The 25,768-nt window shown below is 59.0% G+C and carries 17 protein-coding genes and 2 tRNA genes; 12 read left to right on the top strand and 7 right to left on the bottom strand.

The window, feature by feature from the left end; genetic code table 11:
* Positions 1–36 precede the first annotated feature (36 nt).
* A complete protein-coding gene (locus tag J0X19_RS16205) occupies positions 37–1,086 on the bottom strand; it encodes a CPBP family intramembrane glutamic endopeptidase (protein ID WP_206985462.1) in 1,050 nt (349 codons plus the stop codon).
* A gap of 160 nt (positions 1,087–1,246) precedes the next feature.
* On the opposite strand from J0X19_RS16205, the gene dusB reads away from it, so the two are divergent.
* Positions 1,247–2,236 (top strand): tRNA dihydrouridine synthase DusB, encoded by a 990-nt coding sequence (gene dusB / locus J0X19_RS16200; protein WP_206985461.1) that lies wholly within the window; start codon positions 1,247–1,249, stop codon positions 2,234–2,236.
* Between the two features lie 154 nt (positions 2,237–2,390).
* Positions 2,391–3,350, top strand: coding sequence for a DMT family transporter (locus J0X19_RS16195; protein ID WP_206985460.1), 960 nt, complete (start codon positions 2,391–2,393; stop codon positions 3,348–3,350).
* A 79-nt stretch (positions 3,351–3,429) separates the two neighbouring features.
* Here the strand turns inward: J0X19_RS16195 and J0X19_RS16190 are convergent, their stop codons facing one another.
* Together J0X19_RS16190 and J0X19_RS16185 are read right to left on the bottom strand one after the other, a co-directional pair.
* Positions 3,430–8,250 (bottom strand): DUF3320 domain-containing protein, encoded by a 4,821-nt coding sequence (locus J0X19_RS16190; RefSeq protein WP_206985459.1) that lies wholly within the window; start codon positions 8,248–8,250, stop codon positions 3,430–3,432.
* A gap of 114 nt (positions 8,251–8,364) precedes the next feature.
* On the bottom strand, positions 8,365–10,128 hold the full coding sequence (locus J0X19_RS16185) for an amino acid permease (protein WP_242582786.1): 1,764 nt from the start codon (positions 10,126–10,128) through the stop codon (positions 8,365–8,367).
* Between the two features lie 137 nt (positions 10,129–10,265).
* Here J0X19_RS16185 and J0X19_RS16180 point away from each other — a divergent pair, with 137 nt between their 5' ends.
* The 4 genes from J0X19_RS16180 (at position 10,266) to J0X19_RS16165 (ending at position 13,776) form a co-directional block, all read left to right on the top strand.
* Positions 10,266–10,934 (top strand): peptidase associated/transthyretin-like domain-containing protein, encoded by a 669-nt coding sequence (locus J0X19_RS16180; protein ID WP_206985458.1) that lies wholly within the window; start codon positions 10,266–10,268, stop codon positions 10,932–10,934.
* Between the two features lie 68 nt (positions 10,935–11,002).
* Positions 11,003–11,701: a carboxypeptidase-like regulatory domain-containing protein gene (locus J0X19_RS16175; protein WP_206985457.1), complete on the top strand. Its 699-nt coding sequence runs from the start codon at positions 11,003–11,005 to the stop codon at positions 11,699–11,701.
* Between the two features lie 134 nt (positions 11,702–11,835).
* Positions 11,836–12,615, top strand: a complete 780-nt coding sequence (locus J0X19_RS16170) for a carboxypeptidase-like regulatory domain-containing protein (RefSeq protein WP_206985456.1) — start codon at positions 11,836–11,838, stop codon at positions 12,613–12,615.
* A 51-nt stretch (positions 12,616–12,666) separates the two neighbouring features.
* On the top strand, positions 12,667–13,776 hold the full coding sequence (locus J0X19_RS16165; protein WP_206985455.1) for a carotenoid 1,2-hydratase: 1,110 nt from the start codon (positions 12,667–12,669) through the stop codon (positions 13,774–13,776).
* 100 nt (positions 13,777–13,876) lie between these two features.
* Here J0X19_RS16165 and J0X19_RS16160 read toward each other — a convergent pair whose 3' ends face one another.
* Positions 13,877–15,064 (bottom strand): ATP-binding protein, encoded by a 1,188-nt coding sequence (locus J0X19_RS16160; protein ID WP_206985454.1) that lies wholly within the window; start codon positions 15,062–15,064, stop codon positions 13,877–13,879.
* Between the two features lie 314 nt (positions 15,065–15,378).
* Here J0X19_RS16160 and hemA point away from each other — a divergent pair, with 314 nt between their 5' ends.
* The gene (hemA, locus tag J0X19_RS16155) at positions 15,379–16,650 is read left to right on the top strand and encodes a glutamyl-tRNA reductase (protein ID WP_206985453.1); all 1,272 of its coding nucleotides are present in this window, start codon (positions 15,379–15,381) and stop codon (positions 16,648–16,650) included.
* A 172-nt stretch (positions 16,651–16,822) separates the two neighbouring features.
* Here hemA and J0X19_RS16150 read toward each other — a convergent pair whose 3' ends face one another.
* Positions 16,823–17,077: an ArsR/SmtB family transcription factor gene (locus J0X19_RS16150; protein ID WP_242582784.1), complete on the bottom strand. Its 255-nt coding sequence runs from the start codon at positions 17,075–17,077 to the stop codon at positions 16,823–16,825.
* A gap of 298 nt (positions 17,078–17,375) precedes the next feature.
* Here J0X19_RS16150 and J0X19_RS16145 point away from each other — a divergent pair, with 298 nt between their 5' ends.
* Positions 17,376–18,605 (top strand): Glu/Leu/Phe/Val dehydrogenase dimerization domain-containing protein, encoded by a 1,230-nt coding sequence (locus J0X19_RS16145; RefSeq protein WP_206985452.1) that lies wholly within the window; start codon positions 17,376–17,378, stop codon positions 18,603–18,605.
* Between the two features lie 196 nt (positions 18,606–18,801).
* Positions 18,802–19,935 carry a mechanosensitive ion channel family protein gene (locus J0X19_RS16140; protein WP_206985451.1) on the top strand — a complete coding sequence of 378 codons (1,134 nt, stop codon included), beginning with the start codon at positions 18,802–18,804 and terminating at the stop codon, positions 19,933–19,935.
* 76 nt (positions 19,936–20,011) lie between these two features.
* On the opposite strand, the gene J0X19_RS25015 is transcribed toward J0X19_RS16140, so the two are convergent.
* Positions 20,012–20,905, bottom strand: a complete 894-nt coding sequence (locus tag J0X19_RS25015; protein WP_206985450.1) for a TerB family tellurite resistance protein — start codon at positions 20,903–20,905, stop codon at positions 20,012–20,014.
* A 163-nt stretch (positions 20,906–21,068) separates the two neighbouring features.
* Positions 21,069–23,648: an AsmA-like C-terminal region-containing protein gene (locus tag J0X19_RS16130; protein WP_206985449.1), complete on the bottom strand. Its 2,580-nt coding sequence runs from the start codon at positions 23,646–23,648 to the stop codon at positions 21,069–21,071.
* A gap of 143 nt (positions 23,649–23,791) precedes the next feature.
* On the opposite strand from J0X19_RS16130, the gene J0X19_RS16125 reads away from it, so the two are divergent.
* From J0X19_RS16125 to J0X19_RS16115, 3 genes are all read left to right on the top strand, one after another.
* Positions 23,792–23,866: transfer RNA gene (locus J0X19_RS16125), tRNA-Val, on the top strand.
* A 23-nt stretch (positions 23,867–23,889) separates the two neighbouring features.
* A tRNA-Val gene (locus J0X19_RS16120) sits at positions 23,890–23,967 on the top strand.
* A 77-nt stretch (positions 23,968–24,044) separates the two neighbouring features.
* Complete coding sequence (locus J0X19_RS16115; RefSeq protein WP_206985448.1) at positions 24,045–25,766, top strand: hypothetical protein; 1,722 nt, start codon at positions 24,045–24,047, stop codon at positions 25,764–25,766.
* Positions 25,767–25,768 lie beyond the last annotated feature (2 nt).

The following is a 25,768-nucleotide window of genomic DNA, read 5'->3' as shown; positions in this document are numbered from 1 at the left end:
CGGATTGACTTTCAACCAGAAACGGATGGCGGCATCCTATATTTTGGTAACGTCTACCCCGTCGTGGGTGATGGTGCGCCCAGTGGGGGAAGAGGCTTCCGTGGTACGAGCGGCTATACCGCCGCCGCTGAGCGTACGCAATTGCGTGGGCAAGGGGTCGGCGGTGGGGCGGCGGGTGTTGCGGTAGAGCTGCCAGAGCAGCCCGGCAGTCAGCAGAAAGGACACCACCTGCCATACCACCGGCAGGGCCTGCGTGGAATCGGGGTCGAAGGTGGCGGAAGTGAGTTGCCCCCGCTGCTGCATATACAACAGGATCACCTGGAAAGCATTCTGAGTGAAATGCGCCGCCATAGGCACCAGAATATTGCCGCTCCACTCATAGAGGTAGCCCAGCACCAGCCCCAGCACAAAGCGGGGCACGAAGCCAAAGAACTGAAAGTGAATGGTGCTGAAAATGGCCGCCGCCAGCCACACGCCCACGTGCCGCGAGTTGAACCACTGCACCAGGTTGCGCTGAATCACGCCCCGAAACATCAGCTCCTCGGCTATGGCCGGCACCACTGCAATAACCACCAGCCCCACAGTAAACCGCAGGAACGTAGGAAATTGCGTGAGAAATTTGGTGAGCACCTGCGCCCGGTCCTCCAGCTCGCGGGCATCCTTCTCGAAGCTTTGCAGAAAACCAGGGAAGTGGGCGTGGGCGTTCCAGGAAACCAAACCCGACATGAACGGTATGCTTAGTAAAATAATACCGCCCGCCGCCAATAACCACCCTAGCGGCACTGGGCGGCGCGGCGTAAAGTAGTCGGCAAGAGTGTAGCCCGTTACGAGCGGCAAGGCCAGGGCAGCCCCGCCAAACCCCAGAAACAGCAGAATGCCCTGGCTTAGCATGGATACCTCCCAACCGTTGGCGTAGGTGTCGGGCTTGCTGGTTACGTTGCCGATTTGCAGCAAACTCACTCCGAAAAACAGATTGCTCAGCACGGCCATTACAAAGCTGGCCAGGCAAAACGACAGCAGCAGCAGCCCCACCAGTAACAGCAGATTGATAAACGGGTGCAAACGGCTGGACACGAAACCTTTCATGATTTTTAGTGCTTAGTGCTTTGTGCCTAGTGCTTTGTTGGCGGTATTCGGTGCTTGGGCAGAAGTCAATAGTACAGAGAACCGCCTAAGCACGATGCACTCAGCACGAAGCACTAGATATGTCGTAAATTTGCGTAAAATCCGCTAACCTTTTCTATCCGTGGTATACATCCGCGACCTTGCTCTGCCCGATTTCCCGTTGTTGCTCGCGCCCATGGAGGACGTGTCGGACCCGCCGTTTCGGGCCGTGTGCAAAGCCAACGGGGCCGATTTGATGTACACCGAGTTCATTTCCTCGGAAGGCCTGATTCGTGATGCCGCCAAGAGCCGCAAGAAGCTCGACGTGTTCGACTACGAGCGGCCCATTGGCATTCAGCTGTTTGGCTCCGACGTGCAGACGATGGGCGAGTGCGCCCGCATCAGCACCCTAGCCGGCCCCGACCTTATCGACATCAACTACGGCTGCCCCGTGAAACAAGTGGCCTGCCGCGGCGCCGGTGCGGCTTTGCTGCGCGACGTGCCGAAGATGGTGGAAATGACCTCGGCCGTAGTGAAAGCCACGCATTTGCCCGTGACGGTGAAAACCCGCCTTGGCTGGGACGATGCCACCAAGAACGTGGAAGACGTGGCCGAGCGCCTGCAAGACATTGGCATTGAGGCCCTCACGGTACACGGCCGCACCCGCGTGCAGATGTACAAAGGCGACGCTGACTGGCGCCTGATTGCCAAAATCAAGGAAAACCCGCGCATCCGGATTCCCATCTTCGGCAACGGCGACATCGACTCGCCCCAGAAAGCCGTGGAATACAAAAACCGCTACGGCGTGGATGGCGTGATGATTGGCCGCGCCAGCATCGGCTACCCCTGGATATTCCGGGAGGTGAAGCACTACGTGGCTACCGGCGAGCTGCTGGCCCCGCCCACCGTGGAGGAACGCGTGAATATGTGCCGCATGCACTTCGATAAGAGCATCGAGTGGAAAGGCCAGCGGGTAGGCATCTTCGAGATGCGCCGCCACTACGCCCAATACTTCCGCGGCCTGGAAGGTGCCAAAAGCTGGCGCATGCGCCTCGTCGAAACCGATTCGGTGGAAGAAGTACACGCCATTCTCGACGAAATTATTGCCGCCGAACCTGTTTTGGTGGGGTAATTGTTTTACCACAAGACCGTCATGCTGAGCTTGTCGAAGCATCTCGCGTGCTGATGCTGGATTACTACTCCGGTGTCAGCACGCGAGATGCTTCGACAAGCTCAGCATGACGGTCTTCTTTTAACTCCACCTGCCTAATTATCCTTTTCGCTCCATGCCGACTTCCCCCGCCCCGGCCGTTACCACTGCCCCTGCCACGCCCCCGGTAGCTGCGCCCCCACCCCACCGGATTCCGGCTTCGGCCTGGGGCTTGCTGGTGGTGCTGGCCAGCATCTGGGGTACTTCGTTTATCTTAATGAAGAAGGGCTTGGTGGTGTTTTCGGCGCTGGAATTGGGCGCGGCGCGGGTGAGCGTGGCAGCACTGTTGCTGCTGCCGTTTGCCCTCAAGCACGTAAGCAAAGTGGACCGCAGCCGAATCAAATGGCTGATTCTAAGCGGCGTGGTCGGCACCTTGATTCCGGCTTTCCTGTTCGCATACGCCGAAACCCGGCTGGCCTCGGGGCTAGCGGGGGTACTCAACGCCCTGACGGTGGTATTTACGCTGGTAGTAGGTGCCGCTTTTTTCGGGCAGAAGCTCACGGGGCTGCGGGTGCTGGGCATCGTGCTGGGGCTACTTGGTACGGTGGTGCTGATGCAGTTGGGTGGCAGCGGCGGTGATGCCACACCTTCGGGGGAAGGCAATGCCTGGTACGGCCTCTACATTGTGCTGGCAACGTTGGGCTACGGCATGAGCGTGAACATCATCAAGCACCATTTCCATGGCATGCCCGCCATGGCCGTAACTAGCTTGCTGCTGCTTTTCATTGGCGGGCCGGCGCTGGCATTTCTGCTATTCGGCACCGATTTCCTGCTGAAGTTGAACACGGCGCCCGGCGCGTGGCCCGCCTTCGGCTACATTGCGCTGCTGGCCACCATGAGCACGGCCGTGGCTATGGTGCTATTCAACAAGCTTATCCAAAGCTCCACCGCCCTGTTCGCCGCCTCCAACACCTACCTGATTCCGATAGTGGCGCTGGCCTGGGGCGTGCTCGATGGCGAAGCCTTCAACTACTGGCACTTCCTGGGCATGGTTATCATCCTGATTAGCGTGGCTATTATCCACCGGGCCAAGTAGTTCAGGCTTCTATTGTGTAGCCCATCCTAATAGCCCGGTTTACACGTGAGAGTGCCGGAAAAGTAGTTGGAATGCTTGCTTAACTACTAGGCTTCAGCACCCCGTTTGTTTCCTCTAGCTCACCTTTTGCTAATAGCTCGGCTAGCATTGGCTCTAAATACTGCCGCATTTCTTCGCTCAGGCGGCTGAATCCTAATAGCCGCACGGTGGGCAAAAACACGGCTTCGCGGGGCAGCGTGAAACTTTGCTCTACTACGGTACGCAGGGCGAGGGCCACCTCTTCGGGGGCTACCAGCAGCAGCTTGCGTACACTGGCTGGCAGTTGGCTTCGGTCGCGCAGGGGCGGTTGCTGCATGGTGTTTTCCCACAGGAAATCACCCTGGCGGCGCAGATGGCGCAGGTTGGTAGCCAGCAAGGCCGCAGCCTGCACGGTTTTGCGGATGCGCGCTCCTACCTGCGTTGCCCCACTGGCTTGGGCTAACCGGCGCGTGGCTTCCTCAATGTGTATCGGGCTTTCGATACGCACCACCTGCGCCAGCCAACCGGCCAGCTGCCCAAGATTGTGCTGGTGCAACTCGCGGTTGCGGATGGCCGCTGGCAGTTGCGCTATCTGGTAGCTAGCGGCAAGGGCAATTGAACTGGCGGCAATGTCCTCGCGCTTTATGCCTACTGGTGCTTCCGGTGGTGTCGCTGCTTCGGTTTCCAGCTCATCGGCAGCAGCGAGGGGGGCGAGGTAGCGGGCTTGCTCGATGGCTTGTACAGCACGCTCGATTTCGGCGGTGGGGTTGCGAAACCAGTCGGTGCTCCAGATACGGTGCAGGCGCCACCCCACGTTTTCCAACACTTGCTGCCGCAGCCGGTCCCGGTCGCGGGCCGAGCGGGCGCGGTGGTACATGGCGCCGTCGCACTCAATGCCCAGCACGTAGCGGCCTGGCTGGTCGGGGTCCACTACGGCCAAATCAATATAGAACCCTTGGCTCCCAACCTGGGGGCGCACCACGTAGCCGCGGGCCGTGAGGGCGCGGTGCACGGCCTCCTCGAACGGCGACTCCTCAGCCAGGCTGGTTTCCTGGTTTTCGGGCAGGCGGCCGTGCTGGGCAAAAGCCAAAAAGGTCTTAAGAGCGGCTACTCCTTTGGCGGTAGTGCGGCTCAAATCCAGGTCGTCGGCGGTGAGGTTGGTGAATACTTCGCAGCGCTGCTTGGCGCGGGAAATGAGCACGTTAATCCGCCGTTCACCACCTTCTCCGTTCAGTGGCCCGAAATTCATGGCCAGGTAGCCCTCCTGCGTGCGGCCGTAGCCGATGCTGATCAGGATAACGTCCCGCTCGTCGCCCTGCACGTTTTCCAGGTTTTTCACGAAGAACGGTTCGTGTGGGTGGCCGCTGAAAAACGCCTCGGTTTCGGGGTGCTGGCGGCGCAGTTTTTCCAACGCATCCTGAATGGCCTGCCGCTGCGCCGTGCTGAAAGCCACTACTCCTAGCGTGCGGTGCGGGTTGGTGCGGGCATGGCGCAACACGGCTTCGGCCACGGCTTGCGCTTCCAGCGGGTTGGTGCGCGTGGTGCCCCGCTCGTAGTAGGTGCCGGGCAGATAATGGTAGGCCAGGCCCAGTTCTTCTTGCCCGCCGGGACTAGGGAAAACCACCAGCTTGTCGTGATAGAACAGGTGGTTGGATGCGGCAATCAACGACTGGTGCTGGCTGCGGTAGTGCCAGCGCAGCATCCGCTCGGGCATTTGGCGGGCTTTGCACAACTCCAGAATACTCTGAATGTCAGCCGTTACGTTGTCCTCGTCGGTGTCTTCCCCGGCGCCGGTGAGGGAGTCGAAGAACGAGGTGGGCGGGAGCTGCTTGGAGTCGCCGACTACGACTAGCTGCCGGCCGCGGGCAATGGCACCCAGGGCTTCGACGGGCTTCACCTGGCTGGCTTCATCAAACACCACCAGGTCGAACTCCACGGCCCCCGGCGGCAGGTAGCTGGCCACCGACAGCGGCGACATCATGAACACCGGCTTGATGGCCTGCACGGCCCGGCCAGCCTGCTGCATCAATTTGCGCAACGGCAAATGGCGGGCTTTCTTGGCAAATTCGTTGCGCAGTACCAGCATCTGACCACTGGCTAACTGGTTGGGCAACTGCTCGAAATGCTGCTGCATGGCTCGCACCCGGTTGTGGTAGAGTGAGTCTCGGTCGGCTTGCCGGAAACGAGTGGTGGTTTCCTCGTGGCTGGCCCGCTCGAACTGGCGCAATGCGGGGTGCTGCTCGTAGGCCAGTTTTTGCAAAAACTCCAGCCACGTCTGCCGAACGGCGGCCACTAAGTGGTGGGCGGCTGGCTCCCACCGCTCGGCCAGCAGCAGCATTTCCGCCAGCCCATCGGCCTGCACCGTAGCCGCCACGTTGTTCCACTCAGTGGTCAAGCGCAAAGCGGGCAGGTCGGTGGCCCAGGCGGCTAACATCGTAAGCTGCTGCGCAAAAGCTTGGAATTGCAACCGCCCCTCCGGCCCAAACCGACGGATTTCGTTGAGTTGCAGGCTATCTACCACGGCCTGCACGGCAGTGCGGTGCTCGGCTAAAGCAATTTCAAGAGCGGTGAGCAGCGGGGTCAGCTGTTCCGGATTCGGGGCCTGCGCGAGATACACTAACAGTTCATTCGGCAGCTCGTTCCGGCTGATGCGTTGGTGCGTGAGCGTCAGGTAGTGCTGCGCTTTCTCCAGAGCGCCCCAATCGGAGCGGACGCCCTGCCAGGCCGGGCCGAACAGAGTGGCCATCAAGCCAGATGCTTGTGAAAGCAACTGCGCGTGGCGGGCCGCATCCAGCATGGCGTCGAGGGTACGAAGTACGGCGGCCGGCTCGGTAGGGAGCGGGCCGCGCCACAGGCTTTGCAGGCGTTTTTTGGCGCGGCGGTAGTCACCGCTCAGGAAATTCCACCACTTGTCGCCGTAACTCAGGAAAGCCGCGCGCTCAGGCAGCAACGGTTGCGCCCAAGCCTCCGGAAGCACGGTAGCCTCGTGCTGCTGGCGCAGGCGGGTATATGCAGCCCCAGCCTGCACACTTTCAGCTAGTTGAGCGGTTTGAGTAAGCCAGGCACCGTCCTGCACGGCCAGGTGGCGCAAGGTGGGAGCCAGCTGCGCGTGGCGGGCGGCGGGTAGCAGGGCTTCAGTGGCGGCGCGCTCCGTTGGCACCGGCAGCCCTAAGTGCTGCGCCAGCTTGGTAGCCGCTATAGCAAGGTTGGTTACGGCTTGCTGTGCTTTGGTAAGTTGCTCGGACAGAACGGCCTGCGTGGCGGGCAGCAGTACGGTCAGCTCACTGCCCCAGAAAAGCAGGGCGCTAGGCTTTCCTATTTTCTGCACCGTAGCCTGTACCTGGGCAGCCAGCGTTTCGGCGTGGGCAGCATCGGCATCAGTCCAGGTGGCGAGGTTGGGAAAAGGCAGGCGCGGCAGTTCCACGGGCCCGCGTTTCTCGTTCAGACGTAGCAGCTCGCCTGCCACCTGCTGCGCCGTGCGGCGACTGAAACCCAGCGGGGCATTTACGGCCAGCGCGTAGGCGTTGAGGGTGGCGCGGTAGCGGGGCAGCTGCGCCACCTGGTCGGCCACTGAGGCTGCGGTGGCGGGTCGGCCGAGGCTTAGCGTGTGCTTCAGCTCGTCGTGCAGGGCTTTCTTGTTGGCTTTGTGGCTGTGCAGCTCCAGGCAGGCGGCGCCCAGGCCCAGGCCGTCGAGGCGGCGCTTCACCACTTCCAGCGCGGCCATCTTTTCGGCCACGAACAGCACCTTCTTGCCCGCGCCAATGGCTTCGGCCAGCAGGTTGGCAATGGTCTGCGACTTGCCGGTGCCGGGTGGCCCCTGCACCACCAAGTTGCGGCCTTCGTGCACGGCCAGCAGCGCCAGTAGCTGGGAACTGTCGGCGTCCAGTACCTGATGCAGCTCGTGGGCGGGACTATCGGTATCGAGGAAGGTGGTTTCGTTGAGCGTGGGCGCCGGGTCCCGGAAGCCGGTGTCGGGGCCGAGCAGGGCGGCAATGGCGGGGTGGCCGAGCAGGGCGGTGCCGGCGGGCCAAGTGGCGGGGTCCAGGTCGTGGTAGAGCATGAACTTCCCGAAGGAAAAGAAGCCTAGCGTGATGCTATCCGCTTCCACTTGCCAGCGCGACATGCCCGCTACCGCAGCAGCTACGGCCGTATAATAGTCTGCTACAGGCACTTCCTCATCCAGCGGCGGTAACAGCAACCCGAAACCAGCTTTTAGCTTGGCTTGCAGGGAGAGGTTACTTTCGATTTCGGCGCCGGTATAACGCAGCTTGAACCGCTCGGCGGCCGTGCCGCGCTCCAGCAACACCGGCACCAGCACCAGCGGAGCCCGACGCGGCTCGGGGCTGCTGTCAGCTTCGTACCATAGCAATTGTCCCAGCGCCAGATACAGAATATTGACACCCTGCTCCTCCAAGCTGGTGCGGGCCGTGTAGTACGTGTTCATCAGGCGGCGTTCCAGCTTATCAACCGGTTCGTCGGTTTGCAGCTTGTTGTCGGTAAGTAAAGCGGCCCGCTCGCCTTCCGTGAGTTCAACTGGTGCGGGCACCGGCGGTGTTGCGGCGTCCTGGTGGTCGTCGCGCCGGGCCTGGGTGTTGGAGGAACTATGGCTCGCCCAGGCAGCTTCCAGGTGCGTGAAGCCGCTTATGAACTGTGTGTGCTCCGAAGGCTTGATGGTTTTGCTGGAACCGGGCGCGCCCTGGAAGTACATGGTTTTGCCTTGGCGCACCAGCACCTCGTACACCAGCGCCGACTGCTCCCGCATCATCATTACGCCCCGCGCCGGCGAAGGCCGAAAGTTGAGCAACGGGTTGCGCATACCTAGGTCCAGCAACTCATGACGGGCGGCTTCGAGGCGGGCGACAAGCAAGGAATCAGCAGCCATAATCAGCAGGTAATATGCTTTATAAACACAAGACTCCTGTGCTAGCCTACACAACGAACCCGCTGCCTACAGAGGCCAGCGGGTTCAGATAAAGCAACACTAAACAGCAACAACCTAGCGGCCAGCCACCGGCTTTTTCAGGCCGAGCTTGCTGTGCTTGAAGCCGTAGTTGAAGTACAGCGCCAACCCAATAATCAGCCAGCCAAAGAACAGCAGCCAGTTGTTCACGCCCAGCTGGGTCATCAGGTAGAGGTTGGTGAGCAAGCCCAGGGTAGGCAGCAGGCTCAGCTTTTTGCGGAACGAAAGCCAGGCCAGCGCAATGCTGAACAAAAAGAACACCAGCATCGGAATGTAGTGGCGGGTTTCCTCGTAGCCGCTGCTCAGGGCCTTCTGAAACTCCTGAATACCGGCCTGGTTGTAGGTGAACACCAGCACAACCCCCACCACCAGCAGTAGCGGTACCAGAAACTGCCCGTTGATGTAGGGCACCTTGAAGCGGGCGTCGGAAGTGCCATAGGGGTCGATGATGAGGATGCCGCCGCACACCAGCGCAAAGGCGAACAGCGTACCGATGCTGGTCAGGTCGATAACCAGGTCCATGTTGAGCAGCATGGCCGGCACCCCCACAAAGAAGCCCGTGACGATGGTGCTAAACGAAGGCGTGTGAAACTTAGGGTGCACCTTGGCAAACACCGGCGGCAGCAAACCGTCGCGCGACATAGTCATCCAGATGCGGGGTTGGCCAATCTGGAACACCAGCAGCACCGACGCCATAGCGAATATAGCCGATACAGCTACCACGCCCGCCAGCCAGTTGAGGCCCACTTTCTGGAACACAAACGCCAGCGGGTCGCCCACGCCCAGCTCGGTGTAGCTCACCATGCCCGTGAGTACCAGCGTGATAATGACGTAGAGGACCGTGCAAATAATGAGGGCGTAAATCATAGCGCGGGGCAAGTCGCGCTGGGGGTTCTTACACTCCTCGGCGGTGGTGGAAATGGCGTCGAAGCCGATATAGGCGAAGAATACCGCTGATACACCTTTCAGCACGCCCCCAATGCCGTTCGGGGCAAACGGGCTCCAGTTGCCGGGCTGCACGTAGAACACGCCCACCCCAATAACGGTGGCCACCACCAGCAGCTTCAGCAGCACCAGCAGGTTGGAGGCGTTTTTCGATTCCTTGATGCCGATGTACACCACCGCCGTAATCAGCAGCGTGATGAGGCCGGCCGGTAAGTCAACCACCAGCCGCAAGCCGCCCGGCAGCTCGGGGGCGGCCGCCCACGCGTTGTAACCCGCTAGCTGCGTGGGAGTAGCATCAGCCAGGGGCTTGCCGGACTGCATCAGTTCCAGCACTTCGTTGTAGTACTTGTGGGCGCTTTGCATGCCCATGGTCAGCCAGATGGGAATGTGCACTCCAATACCATCCATAAGCCCGGTGAAGTAGTCGGACCACGATATGGCCACCACGATGTTGCCCACAGCGTACTCCATAATCAGGGCCCAGCCAATTATCCAGGCGGCTAGCTCCCCAAACGAGGCGTAGGCGTAGGTATAGGCCGAGCCGCTCACCGGAATGGTGGCGGCAAACTGCGCGTAGCACAGCGCCGAAAACGCGCAGGCCACGGCCGTAAACACGAACAGCAACGACACCGCCGGCCCTCCGTCGTGGGAGGCGTTGCCGATGGTGCTGAAAATGCCGGCCCCAATAACGGCGGCAATGCCCAAGGCCGTCAGGTCGCGGACGGTGAGGTGACGCTCCAGCCCGCCACTGTGGCCGTGGCCATCGGCATCGGCAGGTGGGTTGACTAGTAAATCGTCGAGGCTTTTGCGGCGAAAAAGGCCGGTCAGGCGGCTAGGGGGCAGAGGTGTAGACAAGGTAGTGGAGAGGATTGAGAGGGCAAAAGATACAGAATAATGCCGGGCGGCTGCACGTTGACACCTTAGCTTCTTATCTTCCAGCTATGGCTCCCCGCATTTCCATCCCCTCGCCTTGCTCCGCCAGCTGGGCCGACATGACACCCGCTCCCGGTGGCCGGCACTGCGCCGCCTGCAACAAAGTGGTGGTCGATTTCACCGCTCTTTCCGAAGCCGAGGTGCTAGCCACCCTCCGCCAGCCGGGCAAAGTATGCGGCCGGTTTCGGCCGGAGCAGGTGGCTTCAAGCTCAATACCTCCTTTTAGCTGGGCGCGGTGGTTGGCCGCCGCGGCCGTGTCACTCAGCAGTTGCGCAACACCTGACGTGGCAGAAGTACGGTTACGGACTACAGAAACTGCCACCAAAACCTCTGTGCTGCAGGTACAAGGGCGCGTCTTGGATAAAGAAAACGGCTTGCCTTTACCGCAGGCACTTATTGTTAGTTTGGCCGATACCACACACCATACGCACACGGACGCCAACGGCCATTTTACGCTTCAGATTCCGTCACATCTGCGCGATTCTCTGCTATTTGTAGTAGCCGACACTTCTCCTCAAGGTGACATGCAAGGGTATATCGGCCGCCGAATCCGGCCAGCCAATGCTAGTGAAATAAGACTCCGTGAAAATCCCAACTACTTAGTGATGGGCGAGCCTGACCCGGTAGCACTAGAAGCAGATGAATGGAAGCCCAAACCGCTACCGCCCAAAATGTCGACCATCAAATTTATCCCTCCGGCATACCCTTTGCCTGAGCAGCCTGAGTAGTTTCTTTCTGCTCTATGTGAAATTCGGCTAGTGCCGGCATCTACCTACTAGACTAACCCATTCTCTATATGGCCTTCTCTGTTCCAAGTCCCTGCTCCAAAGCCTGGGCCAATATGACGCCCACCGCCGATGGCCGTTTCTGCGGCAGCTGCCAGCATGAAGTCGTAGACTTCTCGCGCATGAGCGATGTTGAAGTGACGGCCTGGCTCAGCCGCCCTACTGCGGGCAACGTCTGCGGCTTTTTCCGGGCCGGGCAATTTGCACCCGTAGTGCCCGCACCACAGCCGCGGTGGCGCCGGTGGCTGGTTACGGCCTTGGCCCTGCTGGGGCTGGAGCCGGTGCTTACGGCCTGCCAAACCACCGCCCCGCAAAACACGCCAGCCGTCGGCGCCACCGAGCAAGCCGACGCTACTGCTTCCGCTCCCAAAGGCCAAGTCACCATCCGGGGCCGCGTGCTCGATGATTCCACCGGCACCGGCGTGCAAGGCGCGGAAATCTTCATCGGGGAAACCAAGTACGGCGCCGTAACCGACGAGCAAGGCAATTTCAGCTTCACGATGCCGCAGCAATGGGAAGTGGTGCAGAACGGTACCGTAAGCCTACGAATACAGGGCAGCCCCTTCGTATTCAAGCAGCAAATCGTCAGTGTGAAGGTTTCGCCGGCCCCAAGCGCGCTTAGCGTCCGGCTGAAGTCGGTGGAAGGGCGCGGGCAGATTATGGGGCGCATTGTGCAACACGACCCACCTCAAGCACCACCATTGAAGTAGAAGTAGGCGGAGTCAAACGAATAATAAAGCGCAACCTCACCATCGAGTTGAGGTTGCGCTTTATCTTTTTTCGATTTCGGATGTGGAATCCAGCGGGACCCGGCATCAGATAGGCAGACTTCACTGCTACTGCCATGCCAACCCCTACCATGCTTGCCATTCCGCAGCCCTGCCACGAAAACTGGGCCGCCATGACACCCGATGCGCAAGGCCGCCATTGCGCCGCCTGCAACAAAGTAGTCCTAGACTTCACCCAGAAAACCGATGCCGAAATTCTGGCGCTGCTACAACGCACTGCCGCCCCCTGCGGCCGGTTCCGCGCCGACCAGCTGAGCCGGCCGTTGCTGATGCCGCCAGCACCCGCCCCGCGCTGGCGTACGTGGCTGACCACTACGGCAACAGTTTTGGGCTTGCGGGAAGTAGCTGCCGAACAAGGCCGCGGCCAGACTCAAACAACTGTACAATACGACCTGCTCACGCGAGACGAACAGAAAGTAGCGGCATTACGGCAGCGGCAGCAGCTGCAAACGAAAGTTGATTCCAGCCAGCATATCCTACGTGGCAAAGTCACCGACAAAAGCACCGGCCAAGGTTTACCGGGTGTGACTGTCCTGCTCAAAAACACAATCACCGGCACCTCAACCGGGGCGGACGGCAGTTTCGAGTTGGCGCTACCACCGTCGACTTCTGCCAACCAGTTGGTAATCTTTTCATCTATCGGTTTTGTGATAGAAGAAAAGCTCCTTAGCACTCTTCATGAGCAATCTATTATCGTTGAGCTTATCTCTGATAAAAGGAAATTAGGTAAGGTTGTAATAGTGGCTGGTGGCATAAGATCATATTCTTCACATTACATTCTCCGCGACTTTTGGCAGTTGTTGTCAAAGCCTTTCCGGCACCAGCCTAGTAATTGATTCCGGCGCAAGCCGTAAACCTTTCTGCCCTGAAAATCCTTATTCCGGGGTATGAAGAACCTATTGCTCGTTACCCTCGCTCTACTATTCACCGCCACCAGTTGCTCGCTCAAACCAACTAATAAGTACGACGTAGTTGCCGAGCGGGCCCAGCTCCCGCAGGAAGAAGCCGTGCACAAACAGAACTCCCTGGAGTGGTGGTACTTCACCGGCCACCTGCGCGACAAAGCCACCGGCGAGACGTTCGGGGTAGAATACGTGTTTTTTCACTTCAACGTCACCGGCAAAAAGGACTGGCAGATGGTGAACTTCGCCCTCACCGACCCGCAAGCCAAGCAGTTCCGCTACGACTATAAAGTGGAGCGCCTGCCGCAACTGCTGGCCCCTACCCTGCCGCTCAACCTGGCTACTACCAAGCAAGCCCAGCGCTGGACCCTCACTGGCCAGGAAGGCCAGTACCATTTGCAGGCTCGCATGGTCGCTCACCAAGGCCAAGCCATCAACCTCACCACCACGCCCGCCAAACCCGTGCTCCTGCACAGCGGCACCGGCTACGAGCAGTACGGCCCCACCGCCAAGGCAGGCTACTACAGCTACCCGCGCCTCACGGCCACTGGCACCGTGGAAATAGGCGGCAAAACCCGGCAGGTGGAAGGCGAGCTGTGGTACGACCGGCAATGGAACTGCAACAGCGTGATGGCCAAGGACATGGGCTGGGACTGGTTCAGCATTCAGCTGGATGAGCCGCGCGAGGAAATCATGGCCTATCAGCTCTACAACCGCGCCACTGGCCAGCACATTGGCGGAGGCTCCCACTATGGCAGCCAGAACCAGAACGCCCACCTCAAGGAGTCGGATTTTCAGCTGGAAGTAACCGACTACTGGACCAGCCCGACCTCCAAGCTCCGCTACCCCAGCAAGTGGCGCCTGCGCATTCCCAGCCAAGGCTACGACCTCACCATCACGCCCGTCATACCCAACCAGGAGCTGACACTCAAGCTGTTTGCCGGCATCAGGATGCACTATTGGGAAGGCATGTGCCGCGTAGAAGGCACCCACCACGGCAAGCGCGTAACGGGCAACAGCTACGTGGAGCTTACCAATCAGAAGGAAGTGAAGAAGGCCAACGAGGCCGCTGAAACCGTAACCGCCGAGAAGTGAGATAGTGAAGTGGTGAACTGGTGAGTTTGATGTTCTGTCTGCGCAAGTAGCGTTGCGAGAACATCAAACTCACCAGTTCACCACTTCACTATCTCACCACTTACCCCTTCAGCACCAGCCGGAACGTGGTGCCGCGCCCTACCTCGCTCCACTTCACAAAGAGCTTGCCTTTGTGGTAGTTCTCGATGATGCGCTTGGCCAAGGCCAACCCCAGCCCCCAGCCGCGCTTTTTGGTGGTATAGCCCGGCAGAAATACCCGGTCGATGCGGCTCTTCGGGATGCCTTTGCCGGTGTCGGTGATGTCGATGGCAATGGAAGTCCGGTCACGGACCGGGCGGCGCAGGTGTAGCGTGATGCTGCCGCGGCCGTCCATGGCATCCACCGCGTTTTTGCAGATGTTTTCAATCACCCAGTCGAACAGCGGAATGTTGACCAGCGCGGGCGTGTCGGTGGGCAAATCCGTCTTGATTTCAAAAACCACTTTCTTGGAAACCCGGCTTTGCAGGTAGGCAATGGCGTTCTGGGTGGTACGCAAGATGTTTTCGTGCTTGAGCACCGGCACCGAGCCAATGTTGCTGAACCGCTCGGTGATAATCTGGAGGCGCCGGATGTCTTTGCCCAGTTCCTCCACTATCGGCTCATCTTTAAACCGTTCACTCTCACTCAGGTAGCTCTGCCAAGCCATCAGGCTGCTAAGCGGCGTACCCAGCTGGTGCGCGGTTTCCTTGGCCAGCCCCACCCACACCCGGTTCTGCTCGGAGCGCCGCGAGTAGCTGAATGCGAAGTAAGCAATGATGCCCAAACTGGCAATAACAGCTAACTGTACCAATGGATACGTCCGTAACTGAGCTAGCAGCGCTGAGTCTTTATAGTATATATAGTTGCGTTGTGAGGCTCCTAGTTCTATAACAATAGGCTGATGTTGCAATTTCATTGCCGCAACTTCCCGGCGTAAGAAGGCAATAGCTGCTTTTTCAGAAAGCCCCTGCGGCATATTCACATTCTTAGCGTCAATAGCATTGCCAGCGGCATCTGTCAGCACCAATGGAATGGTTTTGTTTGCACCTATAATCTCCTCGAATACGAAATTGCTATTTGAATCCTCTTCTGAGCTGATATTGATAATGAAACGTTGCGCCTTGGCATATAGCGCAATCTGTTCTTGCTCTCGCTCCGAAACGCGTTGCACCAGTATGTTGGTGTAAATAATAGTAGCCGCCGCAATAAGGAGCGCCACCGCTACAATCAGCAGCTTAATACGGGATTTTTGGTCGTAGATGCCTATCAAAGCAGTGCGGGAAATAAAAAGCTAAACGCCGGTGGAAGCAACCTAATTGCTCGCTCATACGAGTAGCACGAACAGAACAGCTAGGCTCGCCGAAGATACTGCCTGCCGAGGCTGCCTAAGTGAAATAGCGCATTTGGTATGCATTCAGTCACTGAAAAGCACATGATTTTAGCGGGCTAACGCTGCGGTAATCCCCGTTGAAACGCCAGAATCGAAGTTTCAGGAAACGATGAACCTCAGGGTACTACTCACTGTTTTCATGGTACCAATTTGTGCCGTAATTTTGCCGTCTGCAATTGCAGTTGCCATCCGCTATGCCCTACCCGTTTAAGGCCGTCAGTTTGTCCTTCAAAAAAGCGCCGCTGGAAATCCGCGAGCTGATTGCGCTGGACGAAGCTGCCTGCCGCCGCTTCCTGCATACTCTTCACCACGAGTTGAACCTGACCGATCTGCTCGTGCTCAGTACCTGCAACCGGACCGAGGTGTACTACGCCGCCGAGCAGGACCAGAGCCCCGCCATTATTGAGGCCTTAGGTGAGATGAAGCACCTGACCGACGTCAGCCAGTACTTCCCCTACTTCGATATTCTCCCCACCACCGACGAAGCCGTACAGCACCTCTTCGAGGTAGCTATGGGCCTTGATGCTCAAGTGGTTGGCGACCTGCAAATCAGCAACCAAGTGAAGCAGGCCTACCAGTGGTCGGCGGATGAGGATGCGGCCGGGCCATTCTTGCACCGCTTGCTGCACACGGTATTCTTCACCAACAAGCGCGTGCAGCAGGAAACTTCCTTCCGCGACGGGGCCGCTTCCACCTCGTATGCTGCCTTGGAACTGGTAGAAGAACTAACCGCCGACGTAGCCAACCCGCGCGTACTGATTGTGGGCCTGGGCGAAATTGGGGCTGATGTGTGCCGCCACTTCGGCGACAGTAAGTTTTTCACCGACGTAACCATCTGCAACCGCACCCGCTCGAAAGCCGCTATACTGGCCGGGGAGTGCGGCCTCAAAGTGCTGGATTTCGAGAACTTGGCCGCCGGCCTCAAAGATGCCGACGTTATCATCTCCTCAATCAGCGCGCCCACACCCTTTTTCACCCGCGAGCTGGTAGCCAACCTCGACGTGCTGAGCTACAAGTTCTTCATCGACCTGTCGGTGCCGCGCAGCATTGAGGGCGAGGTGGAAACCGTGCCCGGCGTGCTGGTCTACAACATCGACGCCATTCAGAGCAAGGCTTCGGCTGCGCTGGAACGCCGCTTAGCAGCGGTGCCGCAGGTACGCGCCATCATTGCCGAAAGCATTGCCGGCCTCAACGACTGGAGCAAGGAAATGCTGGTTTCACCTACCATTCAGAAGCTGAAAAATGCCCTGGAGCAGATTCGGCAGGAGGAAATGGACCGCTACCAGAAGAAGATGAGCCCCGAAGAAGCCCGCCGCATGGACGAAATAACCAAATCGTTGATGCAGAAGGTATTGAAGCACCCCGTAGTACAGCTGAAAGCCGCCTGCAAGCGCGGCGAAGCTGACCACCTCATCGACGTACTAACCGACCTGTTCGACCTGGAAAACCAGCCGACGGTGGCTTAACCCACCCGACACGCTTAAACGCACGACGCCCCTGCCATTCGATAGTAACGGCAGGGGCGTCGTGCGTTTAAGCGTGCAGCGTTGCTAGTTTAAGCTCCACAGTAGGCACCCAAACGAAAAAAGACCGTCAGAAGGCGGTCTTTTTCGGTTGCAACATAAGCCGCAGCTTAGCCTACATAGTATCGCAGCACTCTTCCAGCGAGTCAATTACGTCGAGCAGCTTTGGAATGGAAAGCGAGTAGTAAATCTTGGTACCTACTTTGAACGAGGACAGGATGCCCCGGTCTTTGAGCGTAATCAGGTGCTGGGAAGCAATGGCCTGGGGCAGATCAAGGGTGCGGTAGATTTCCGTTACCGTCATTTTCTCTTCTTTACCCAGCAGGTCTACAATGGCTAGGCGCTTTGGGTGGGCCAATACTTTAAGCATGGCAGCGGCCTTATCTACTTTTTTGGATTCTACGCGTGAGAGCAAGGGTTTCATACTGATTTACAACGGTGGCTGGAAAAGAAAAATGCACTTCCGTCAGGAATATTGGTAATACGCTATTTCTGATGGAAAGAGTTCCTATGAACGGAAATCCCCGCAAAAAATTTGGTTGCTCCTCTAACGAACAAGTCTGGGGAATTGATTCGCTGGATGGCAAAAGACCCCAAAGCTCAACGAGGGCTGCTTACCTTTGACGCATAAAAATCGTGGTTTTCTTTTTTTCACCTCCTAATTTTCCATGAAAGACCTACTAGCCCAGTTCGAGAACAAGCGTCCGGAAATCGTTTTTGAGTGGAAAGATGCGGAAACCGAAGCCGAAGGCTGGGTGGTAATCAACTCGTTGCGGGGCGGCGCGGCCGGTGGCGGCACCCGCATGCGCAAAGGCCTCGACAAGCGCGAAGTGGAAAGCCTAGCCAAAACCATGGAGGTGAAATTCACGGTGTCGGGGCCTGCTATTGGTGGCGCCAAGTCGGGCATCAACTTCGATCCGCAGGACCCGCGCAAACGGGGCGTGCTGGAACGGTGGTACCGCGCCGTTATTCCGCTGCTCAAAGCCTACTACGGCACCGGCGGCGACCTGAACGTGGACGAAATCCACGATGTTATTCCGATTACCGAGGACTATGGGCTCTGGCACCCGCAGGAGGGCGTAGTGAACGGCCACTACCGTGCCACCGAGCCCCAGAAGATTCAGAAGCTGGGCCAGCTGCGCCAAGGCGTAGTGAAAGTGCTGGAAGACGCCACGTTCACACCCGACCTGCGCCGCAAATACACCGTGGCCGACCTGATTACGGGCTACGGCGTGGCCGAAGCGGTGCGCCACTACTACGAGCTGTGGGGCAACCGGCAGGTGGCGGGCAAGCGGGCTATTATCCAGGGCTGGGGCAACGTGGGCGCGGCGGCGGCTTACTACCTGGCCAGCCAAGGCGTGCGCATCACCGGCATCATCGACCGGGCCGGGGGCTTGCTGAAACCAGAGGGCTTCGCGCTGGAAGAAATCCGGGAACTGTTCCTGAGCCGGGAGGGTAACAGCCTGACCGCCAGCAACCTGCTCTCGTTCCAGGAGATAAACCAGCACATCTGGCATTCGGGTGCCGAAATCTTTATTCCGGCCGCATCCTCGCGCCTCGTTACGCGCGAGCAGGTAGAGCAACTGATTGCCGGCGGCCTGGAAGTTATTTCGTGCGGGGCCAACGTGCCGTTTCAGGACCCGGAAATCTTTTTCGGCCCGACCGGCGAGTTTGCCGATAGCCACACCTCCGTCATTCCCGATTTTATTGCCAACTGCGGCATGGCGCGGGTGTTTGCCTACCTCATGGAAACCAACGCCGAAATTACCGACCAGGCCATTTTCGCCGATACTTCCCGTGTAATCCGCCAGGCCCTGGAGCGCACCCGCCTGCAAGGCGACGCTCCCATTGGACTGGCGCAGAAATCATTTGAAATGGCGCTACGGCAGCTCGTATAGTTGGGGCTTGGAGTCTATAAGTCCGGAGAGCTTCGGGGGCTTGGCTGGCGTTCTATGTGAACCATACACCCCTAGTTCCGTTCATTGCGAAACGGCCTTTCTGCACTCTTCCTCACGCTGCACCATTCCCGTTAGCAAGTATCAGAACGTTAGCCAAGACCCTAGGCTCCCAAGACTCCAAGATCCTGTATAAAAAATGACCTTCAATGAATTTCTCCGTCAGCGCTTCCTAGGCAACGACGTAGAGGCCTATTTGTGGTGTGCGGGCATTCTGCTGTTTGGCTTCGCCTTCAAAACCCTGCTATCCAAGCTGGTATCCAAGCTTCTGTTTCGGTTTATTCGCAACAAGACCGAGGATGTAGGCGAGCAGCACTTTCAGGATCTGTTGATTCAGCCGTTGTCGGTGGTTATTTTCCTGGTGACCATCTATTTCGCGTTTCAGGTGCTCGATTACCCGGTGCGCAGCTCGGAAATAACGCGCAACGAGCCGGCCCTGAAGGTGTTCTTTTTCCGGCTGTATCAGTTAGCGGTTTTCTCGGGGGTGGGCTGGATTGCCTTGCGCGTCATCGACTTTCTGGTGGCCGTGTACCGGCGGCGGGCCGAGGCCACGCCCTCGCACCTCAACAACCAGCTGATTCCGTTTGCCAAAGACTTGCTGAAGGTGCTTGTTATCACGCTTACGTTTCTGGTGATGCTGAGCCGGGTGTTTGGCGTGAACGTTACGGCCTTAATTGGCGGCCTCGGCATTGGGGGGTTGGCCGTGGCCTTTGCCGCTAAGGAAAGCCTGGAAAACCTGATTGCCTCGTTCACCATCTTCCTCGACCGGCCTTTTGCCGTGGGTGAGCTGGTAACGGTGGGCGGCATTACGGGCACCGTGGAGAAAGTGGGCTTTAGAAGCACCCGCCTGCGCACCGCCGAAAAAAGCTACGTGACGGTGCCCAACAAAAGCATGATTGACAAGCCGCTCGACAACCTCTCGTTGCGCACGGCCCGCCGGGTTAGCTTCACGCTCAGCCTCAGCCAAAGCACCACCAGTGAGCAGCTCCGCGCCATTGTGCAAGGCAGCCGCACCGCTATTGAAGCCCATACCTTAGTAGAGGCTCCCGCCGAAGTGAAATTTTCGGCCCTCACGCCTACCGCCAAGGAAGTGAGCGTGCAATACTTCGTGAGCACCAACAGCTACGACGAATACCTGAACGTGAAAGAGGATTTGAACTACCGGCTAATTGAAGTGGTAGAACAGCACGGTGGCGTATTCGCCAACGCCGGCACCACCATCGTGCAGATAGCCACCCCCACCGACAGCCTCGACCCGGCAAACCCCAGCTAAGTTGTATTATTCGGCCTTAAAACAGAACGAGGCCCCGCAGATGCGGGGCCTCGTTCTGTTTTAAAGTTCTGTTCGGCTAGCGGCCGCCCAGCAAGCCGCCGAGCAGGCCACCCATCGAGCCGCCACCGCCCAGCAGACTGCCCAGGCCGCCACCGCCAGCGCTACGCGGCGCCGAGTTAGGCTGACCACCCAAGCCGCCCAGCACCGACATCAGGGAGCCTAAGCCGCCGCTGCCTACGTGTGAGCCCTGCTGCGGGTAGTTGCCGGCACTCTGGCCGCCACCGCCCAGTACACTACTAAGCAAGCCGCCACCGAGCAAACCACCTAACAAGCCGCCCATGGAGTTACCGCCCATAGCACCGCCGAGCAAGCCGCCCATCGTGCCACCGCCCATCATGCCGCCACCCATGCCTTGGCTGCGGCCACCCATTACTTTCGAAATGACCATCGGGGCCACCACACCCAGCAAACCGGCCATAAGAGCACCCTTGGGAATGCCTACGCTGGAAAGCTTATCAGTAATGCCGCCCAAAAAGCCTTGCTTGGCTGGGTCGCTGGCATCGTGTGGCACTTTGGACGCCTGGTCTACTACTTGCTCCAGCGCCTGCGTCTGCTGCTGATTGATGCCTAGGTAAGCGGAAATCTTGTTCACCATGGCTTCTTCATCGTTGGCGTACGAGCCGTCGGCGCGGGCGAAACTGATGAGGTCGGTGACCAATGAGAAGCGCAAGTCACTGCCGCGCAGGGCATCCAGGTTGGCCTGTACGCTTTGGTTGGTGGAGTCTTTGGCAGCGGATACTACCTGCTGCGCTGCCCCGCCCGACAATCCGGCTTGTTGCGCCAGCTGTTGCAGAAATTCGATTTCGGCCTCCGACGCTTCGCGGTCGGCCGAAGCCAAGCTGGCAATTACGCTGAGGTAAGCAGTTTTTTCCTGCTCGGAGTAGTTCTGGAGAAGCTGGGTATCGTTCATGGCGGAAACGTTGGAAGGAAGGGAGAATGTTTAGTTGAAGACCTTAACGCACCCACCCAAATTAGGTTAGTGGCAGCCGCCCACTTCCACTCCAATCCGTAGCTTCCGCTTACCACTACGCTACTCGTTGCGCCCACCCATTCCTTGTGGCGACTCCTCGGTATTAAAACTCGAAATACTCACCTGTCTGCGGTTGAGCGGGTTTCTTTTCTGGCTTCTTCAACTCGAACGGCTTGCGGGGCTCTGCCGGCACCGCGGGGCGGGCCGATGCAGCCGGCGCGGCAGTTGCCGGGTTCAGTAGGCCATCCAGCAGGCCCGGCCGCTTGGCAGGGACCGGACTGGTAGTAGCCGGGCGGGCCACCTGCGGCCGGGCCCGGTCATAAGTCACGCTGAAATTGTCTTCGTCGCCCCGGATAGCCAGCAGCAGGCTAGGCCCCGTTGTGCTGCCCGCCGGTGCCACCTTCGACAATAAGCCCGGCAGAATCGGGATGCTGAGGTGGTAGTCCATTTGCTGGTCGAAGGTGTGAGTGCCACTAACGCGAATCAGGGAAGCGGCGCGCACATTAGACCGGATTTCCATTTCCGGCAAGTACACCGTCCGGCTCTGGATGTACACCGGCGTGGTCAGCTGCGCAAACCGCAAATGCCGCAGCCGTTCCCGCCCGGCTATCATGGAAAGCTTTTGCAGGGGCATGAAGTTGTTCAGCTCGCCGTTGCGCACCGTCAGCTTCACCTCGGCTTCCAGCTTGTCGGTAATCGGGTCCAGCGCCTTCGTGAAATACACATCCGACTCGGCCGAGGCCGTTAGCATACCGCGCAGGTGCCGGGTGGTAATAAACTGCTGCCCGAAATCCTCGAACACGTAGAACAGGCTATCCAAGGGCAGCTGCTGGCAAGTGGTGCTAGAGCTAAGATGCAGCAAGTCAGGTTGCCGGGCATCGAGCGTGCCGCGGAAGCTAGCACGCCCGCCAGCCGCCGCCACCGACAGCGCAGTAGTACTCAGCACCTGGTTGCGTAGCCGGAAAGTACCCTGCAACTCGCGCCCCCGAAACCGCCGGAACCGCACCCGCTGCACCCGCGCCTGCACATCCAGCGCCAGCGTGGGCGCAAGCCGAAACGCGTATCCATCGCCAGCCGCCGAACCCACAGGGCTGGCTGCTCCTACTGCTCCGGTGGGTTGTTTGAGGCTTAGTAGCTGGTCGAGGTCCAGGAGCCGGGAGTTGAGGTCGGCTTCCACTACTAGCTGCTGCCGGGGCACCAGCAGCCAGCCCAGCGCATTCCGGAATGTACCGCCCAATTGGAAATCAGAATTCCCGACCCGGCCAGCAAAGCTATTGATGGCCACATCATTGCGGCGTAACTGAAAAGTACCGTTTAGGTTGGTGAAAGGCTGCGCCACGTCGCGCAACCGAAGCTGCACACCGCGCAGCGTCAGCTCGCCCGCCGACTGCACCCTGGCCGTGACCGGACCAGCTTGAAACTCGCGTAGGTTGCCCGCAAACGACACCTGTAGCTGGGCTGTGCCGCTGCCACCCCGTACGGCTGCCACCGGATAAAATTGCAAGGCCCGCGCCACGTCAAAATCGGCGCGGAGCGTAAGGGCCAGGTCCGGGTTCTGAAAATTCGCGTAGCGCAAACTGCCACTGAACGGCTTGCCCTGTAGCGCCCCTCGCACGTTGCGCAAATCCAGCTGCGACGTGCGTGCCGATTTCAAGCTACCATTGCTGAATGTGCCAGTCAGGAAAACGTGCTCCACCGCCTGCTTGTAATCAGGATGATAGAAGGAAGCGTCGCGGCAGCCAAATCGGAAATCCAGGCGCGGGTTGGCTGGCCCGGCCATTGTGCCCCGTACCGTGCCTCCAAAGTACACGTCGCCGCGGCTGCGGTAGGCGCTCAGGCGCCGCACCACCCGTGCCGGCAGCAGCGCCAGCACCGACTGCACATCGGTATTGCGCCCATCCAGCTTCAGGTCGAGGTCGGTATCCTGCGCGTAGCTAACGGTGCCAGCTACGCTATACGCGGCGGCTCCCACCTTCAACTCTGATGGCTGAATAGTTACCACCCGCGCCGTGCGGTCTACGCGCAGCTTGGTGTTGAGCGCAAGGTCTTTGTCGCGGAAGTAAGCATCTGGCCCCAGCTGAATGGCCTCTACGTGCGTATCGCCCTGGGTTTGAATATCCACCAGCATATCATTCACGTCCAGCTGCGCTTTCACGTCTTTCACCTGAAGCGTGTAGCGCTGTTGCCGAAGCAGGTCGTTGTAGGTGGTATGGATGCGGGTTAGCCGGATATTTTCGAGCCCAAATGCCAGCGGCTTATCAGAGGGTGCGGCCGTGGTATCGTAGCGAATCACCTCGTAGTTGGGGCGGCCCTGTTGGTCGTGGCCCACATACACCCGGCCATCGGTGAGCGTTACGGCCCTGATGCGGTAATGGCCGCGCCACAAATCCCAGGCATCGAAGGCGCAATACAAGCGGCGGGCCCGGGCCAGCGGTACGGTATCTTGGGGCAAGGAGCCACTCACCCGCACATCGGTCAGGGTGATGGATACCCGCGGAAACTGGTCGAGCAGCGACACTTCCATCTTGCCCACTTTCACGGGGGTGCGCAGGTACTGATTCACTTCCTGCACGAACAACGCAATGATGTGGTCTTGCCCCAACCACACGCCGGCTACCGCACCACCGAGCAGCAAAACCAGCCCCAGCAGAAAATAAAGTACGTAGCGCCGCAGTTTTTTCAATCTTGTGAAATTTCTGACTTTAAAAGAGTTGAGTGAAATTAGCTCTATCTCTTAAGAAATTTGTGAAGGTAAAGTTCGCACAAAGAGTTGTGTATTCGGAAATGACCCTGCATATTTGCATTCCCAAACGGGAAACGCCTTTTGGGAGATTAGCTCAGCTGGTTCAGAGCATCTGCCTTACAAGCAGAGGGTCACTGGTTCGAACCCAGTATCTCCCACTTTCATAGTACGCATACCCCTCGGGAGATTAGCTCAGCTGGTTCAGAGCATCTGCCTTACAAGCAGAGGGTCACTGGTTCGAACCCAGTATCTCCCACCATTACAAGGACAACCGCTGGCGGTTGTCCTTTTTTGTTTTCGGGCTTTTCCGGGTTTCTTCGCACCTAGGATTTCTGCTTGCCCACTTTTTCCGCGCGGCGCCCCGCACTTATGCTGGCTTCCATCACCAACAGGAGCATTGTAGTAGGCGTGTTTTTTGGCTTGCTGCTCGGGGTGGGGTTGCTTTTGGTGCGCGACTACGGGGTGTCGTGGGATGAGCCCAACAACCACCTCAATGGCCTGGTTAACCTGAAGTACGTGGCCAGCCTGGTGCTACCGGCCGAGCAGATGCAGCACTTCCCGGCCGCTGCCACCACCCCCGACATCCGCAACTTTCCCGACGCGCATCACGGCCCGATATTCGAAATATCGGCCATTCTGCTGAGCTACCTCTTTACCGACCATGATTCCCGGTCGTATTACCTGATGCGCCACTCGTTGGTGTTTAGCGTATTTGTGCTGGGGGTGTGGGCGCTATACCGCTTAGGCACTCAACGGTTTCAAGACTGGCGCTGGGGGTTGCTGGGGGCTGGGTTGCTGGTGCTTTCGCCCCGTTTCTTCGCGGAAGCGTCGTACAATGGCAAAGACATTGTGTACATGGCGTTTTTCACGCTGGCTATGCTCACGCTGTTGCGCCTGTTGGCCCGGCCCACGTGGCGCCGCGCCGCACTGCACGGGTTGGCTACCGCGCTGGTGGTAGATGTACGGGTGCAAGGCTTACAACTGCTGCTCTTCACGCTGCTAGGGCTGCTGCTGGAGTTGCGCTACAATGTAGCTGTTCGGTTGCCTGTGCGTCGTTTCGGGCAGTTGATGGGGGTGTATGCTGGCGCGGTAGCCGTAGGGGTGGTGGCAGGCTGGCCGTATTTGTGGGCCTGGAGCGTACCGGAGCTACTGGCCGTTACTTCGCACGCGGTACGGTATCCGTGGGGCTTCACCAACTTCTACCTCGGGCAGCAGCTATTGGCTATTCAATTGCCCTGGCACTACATTCCGGTCTGGATGCTGGTCACCATTCCGGCGCCTTACTCGCTGGCTGCCGGCTTGGGCCTAGTGGCCGGGCTGCGCGCTTGGTGGCTGGCAGGCCCCGGCCACTACCTACGCACCATAAACGGCCGCTTGGATGTATTGCTGGCGTTGTGGCTGTTGGCTCCCTTGGCGGTTGTAACCACTACGCACGTAGTTGTTTATGAAGGCTGGCGCCACCTCTACTATATTTATCCGGCACTGCTACTGTGGGCGGTCCGGGGGTGCCAACTGCTGGTGCGGCAGGCCCGGCAGCATAGCGGCCGGCGGCTGGCGGCTCGGGCTATAGTGGGGTTGGCTGTTTTTGAAACCGGCCATACCGTGGTGCGCATGGTGCACCTGCATCCGCATGGCAACGTGTACTTCAGCTTTCTGCCGGGTCCAACTGCCGAGCGCCTGTTTGAGCGGGATTATTGGGGCCTGGCCTATCGGCAGGGGTTGGAGTGGATACTGGCGCACGACTCAGCCCCGGCCATAACGGTAAATGTTTTCTGGCATTACCCGCTCTACAACAATGCCCTGATTCTGAAGCCAGCCCAACGCGCCCGGCTGCGCTACACCCCCGACAGTACGGCGCGCTACTACCTGGCGGGGTACCGTTGGCACCCCCAGTCCTACCTCGACTCGTTGGGCGCGGAAGTGCACGTTATCCGGGCGGGCGGCGTGAAGGTGCTGTCGGTTTTCAGGCAGGGCCCCGGCAAGCCCGCCCGCAATGTGCGCCCACCCCGGAATAGTATTGACCCTCAGACCGTTTCGCCGGCCGCCCGGTTGTGGTAAAC

It is taken from the genome of Hymenobacter telluris, assembly GCF_017313265.1.
Lineage (GTDB): Bacteria > Bacteroidota > Bacteroidia > Cytophagales > Hymenobacteraceae > Hymenobacter > Hymenobacter telluris.
Note: the sequence above shows the minus strand (reverse complement) of the source record. Positions and strands in the feature narration are given on the sequence as shown.

Excerpts from the sequence above, each read along its gene's own strand:
- J0X19_RS16205 (WP_206985462.1), bottom strand. The coding sequence starts at position 1,086 with ATGAAAGGTTTCGTGTCCAGCCGTTTGCACCCGTTTATCAATCTGCTG.
- J0X19_RS16195 (WP_206985460.1), top strand. The coding sequence starts at position 2,391 with ATGCCGACTTCCCCCGCCCCGGCCGTTACCACTGCCCCTGCCACGCCC.
- J0X19_RS16190 (WP_206985459.1), bottom strand. The coding sequence starts at position 8,250 with ATGGCTGCTGATTCCTTGCTTGTCGCCCGCCTCGAAGCCGCCCGTCAT.
- J0X19_RS16180 (WP_206985458.1), top strand. The coding sequence starts at position 10,266 with ATGACACCCGCTCCCGGTGGCCGGCACTGCGCCGCCTGCAACAAAGTG.
- J0X19_RS16175 (WP_206985457.1), top strand. The coding sequence starts at position 11,003 with ATGGCCTTCTCTGTTCCAAGTCCCTGCTCCAAAGCCTGGGCCAATATG.
- J0X19_RS16170 (WP_206985456.1), top strand. The coding sequence starts at position 11,836 with ATGCCAACCCCTACCATGCTTGCCATTCCGCAGCCCTGCCACGAAAAC.
- J0X19_RS16165 (WP_206985455.1), top strand. The coding sequence starts at position 12,667 with ATGAAGAACCTATTGCTCGTTACCCTCGCTCTACTATTCACCGCCACC.
- hemA (WP_206985453.1), top strand. The coding sequence starts at position 15,379 with ATGCCCTACCCGTTTAAGGCCGTCAGTTTGTCCTTCAAAAAAGCGCCG.
- J0X19_RS16150 (WP_242582784.1), bottom strand. The coding sequence starts at position 17,077 with ATGCTTAAAGTATTGGCCCACCCAAAGCGCCTAGCCATTGTAGACCTG.
- J0X19_RS16145 (WP_206985452.1), top strand. The coding sequence starts at position 17,376 with ATGAAAGACCTACTAGCCCAGTTCGAGAACAAGCGTCCGGAAATCGTT.
- J0X19_RS16140 (WP_206985451.1), top strand. The coding sequence starts at position 18,802 with ATGACCTTCAATGAATTTCTCCGTCAGCGCTTCCTAGGCAACGACGTA.
- J0X19_RS25015 (WP_206985450.1), bottom strand. The coding sequence starts at position 20,905 with ATGAACGATACCCAGCTTCTCCAGAACTACTCCGAGCAGGAAAAAACT.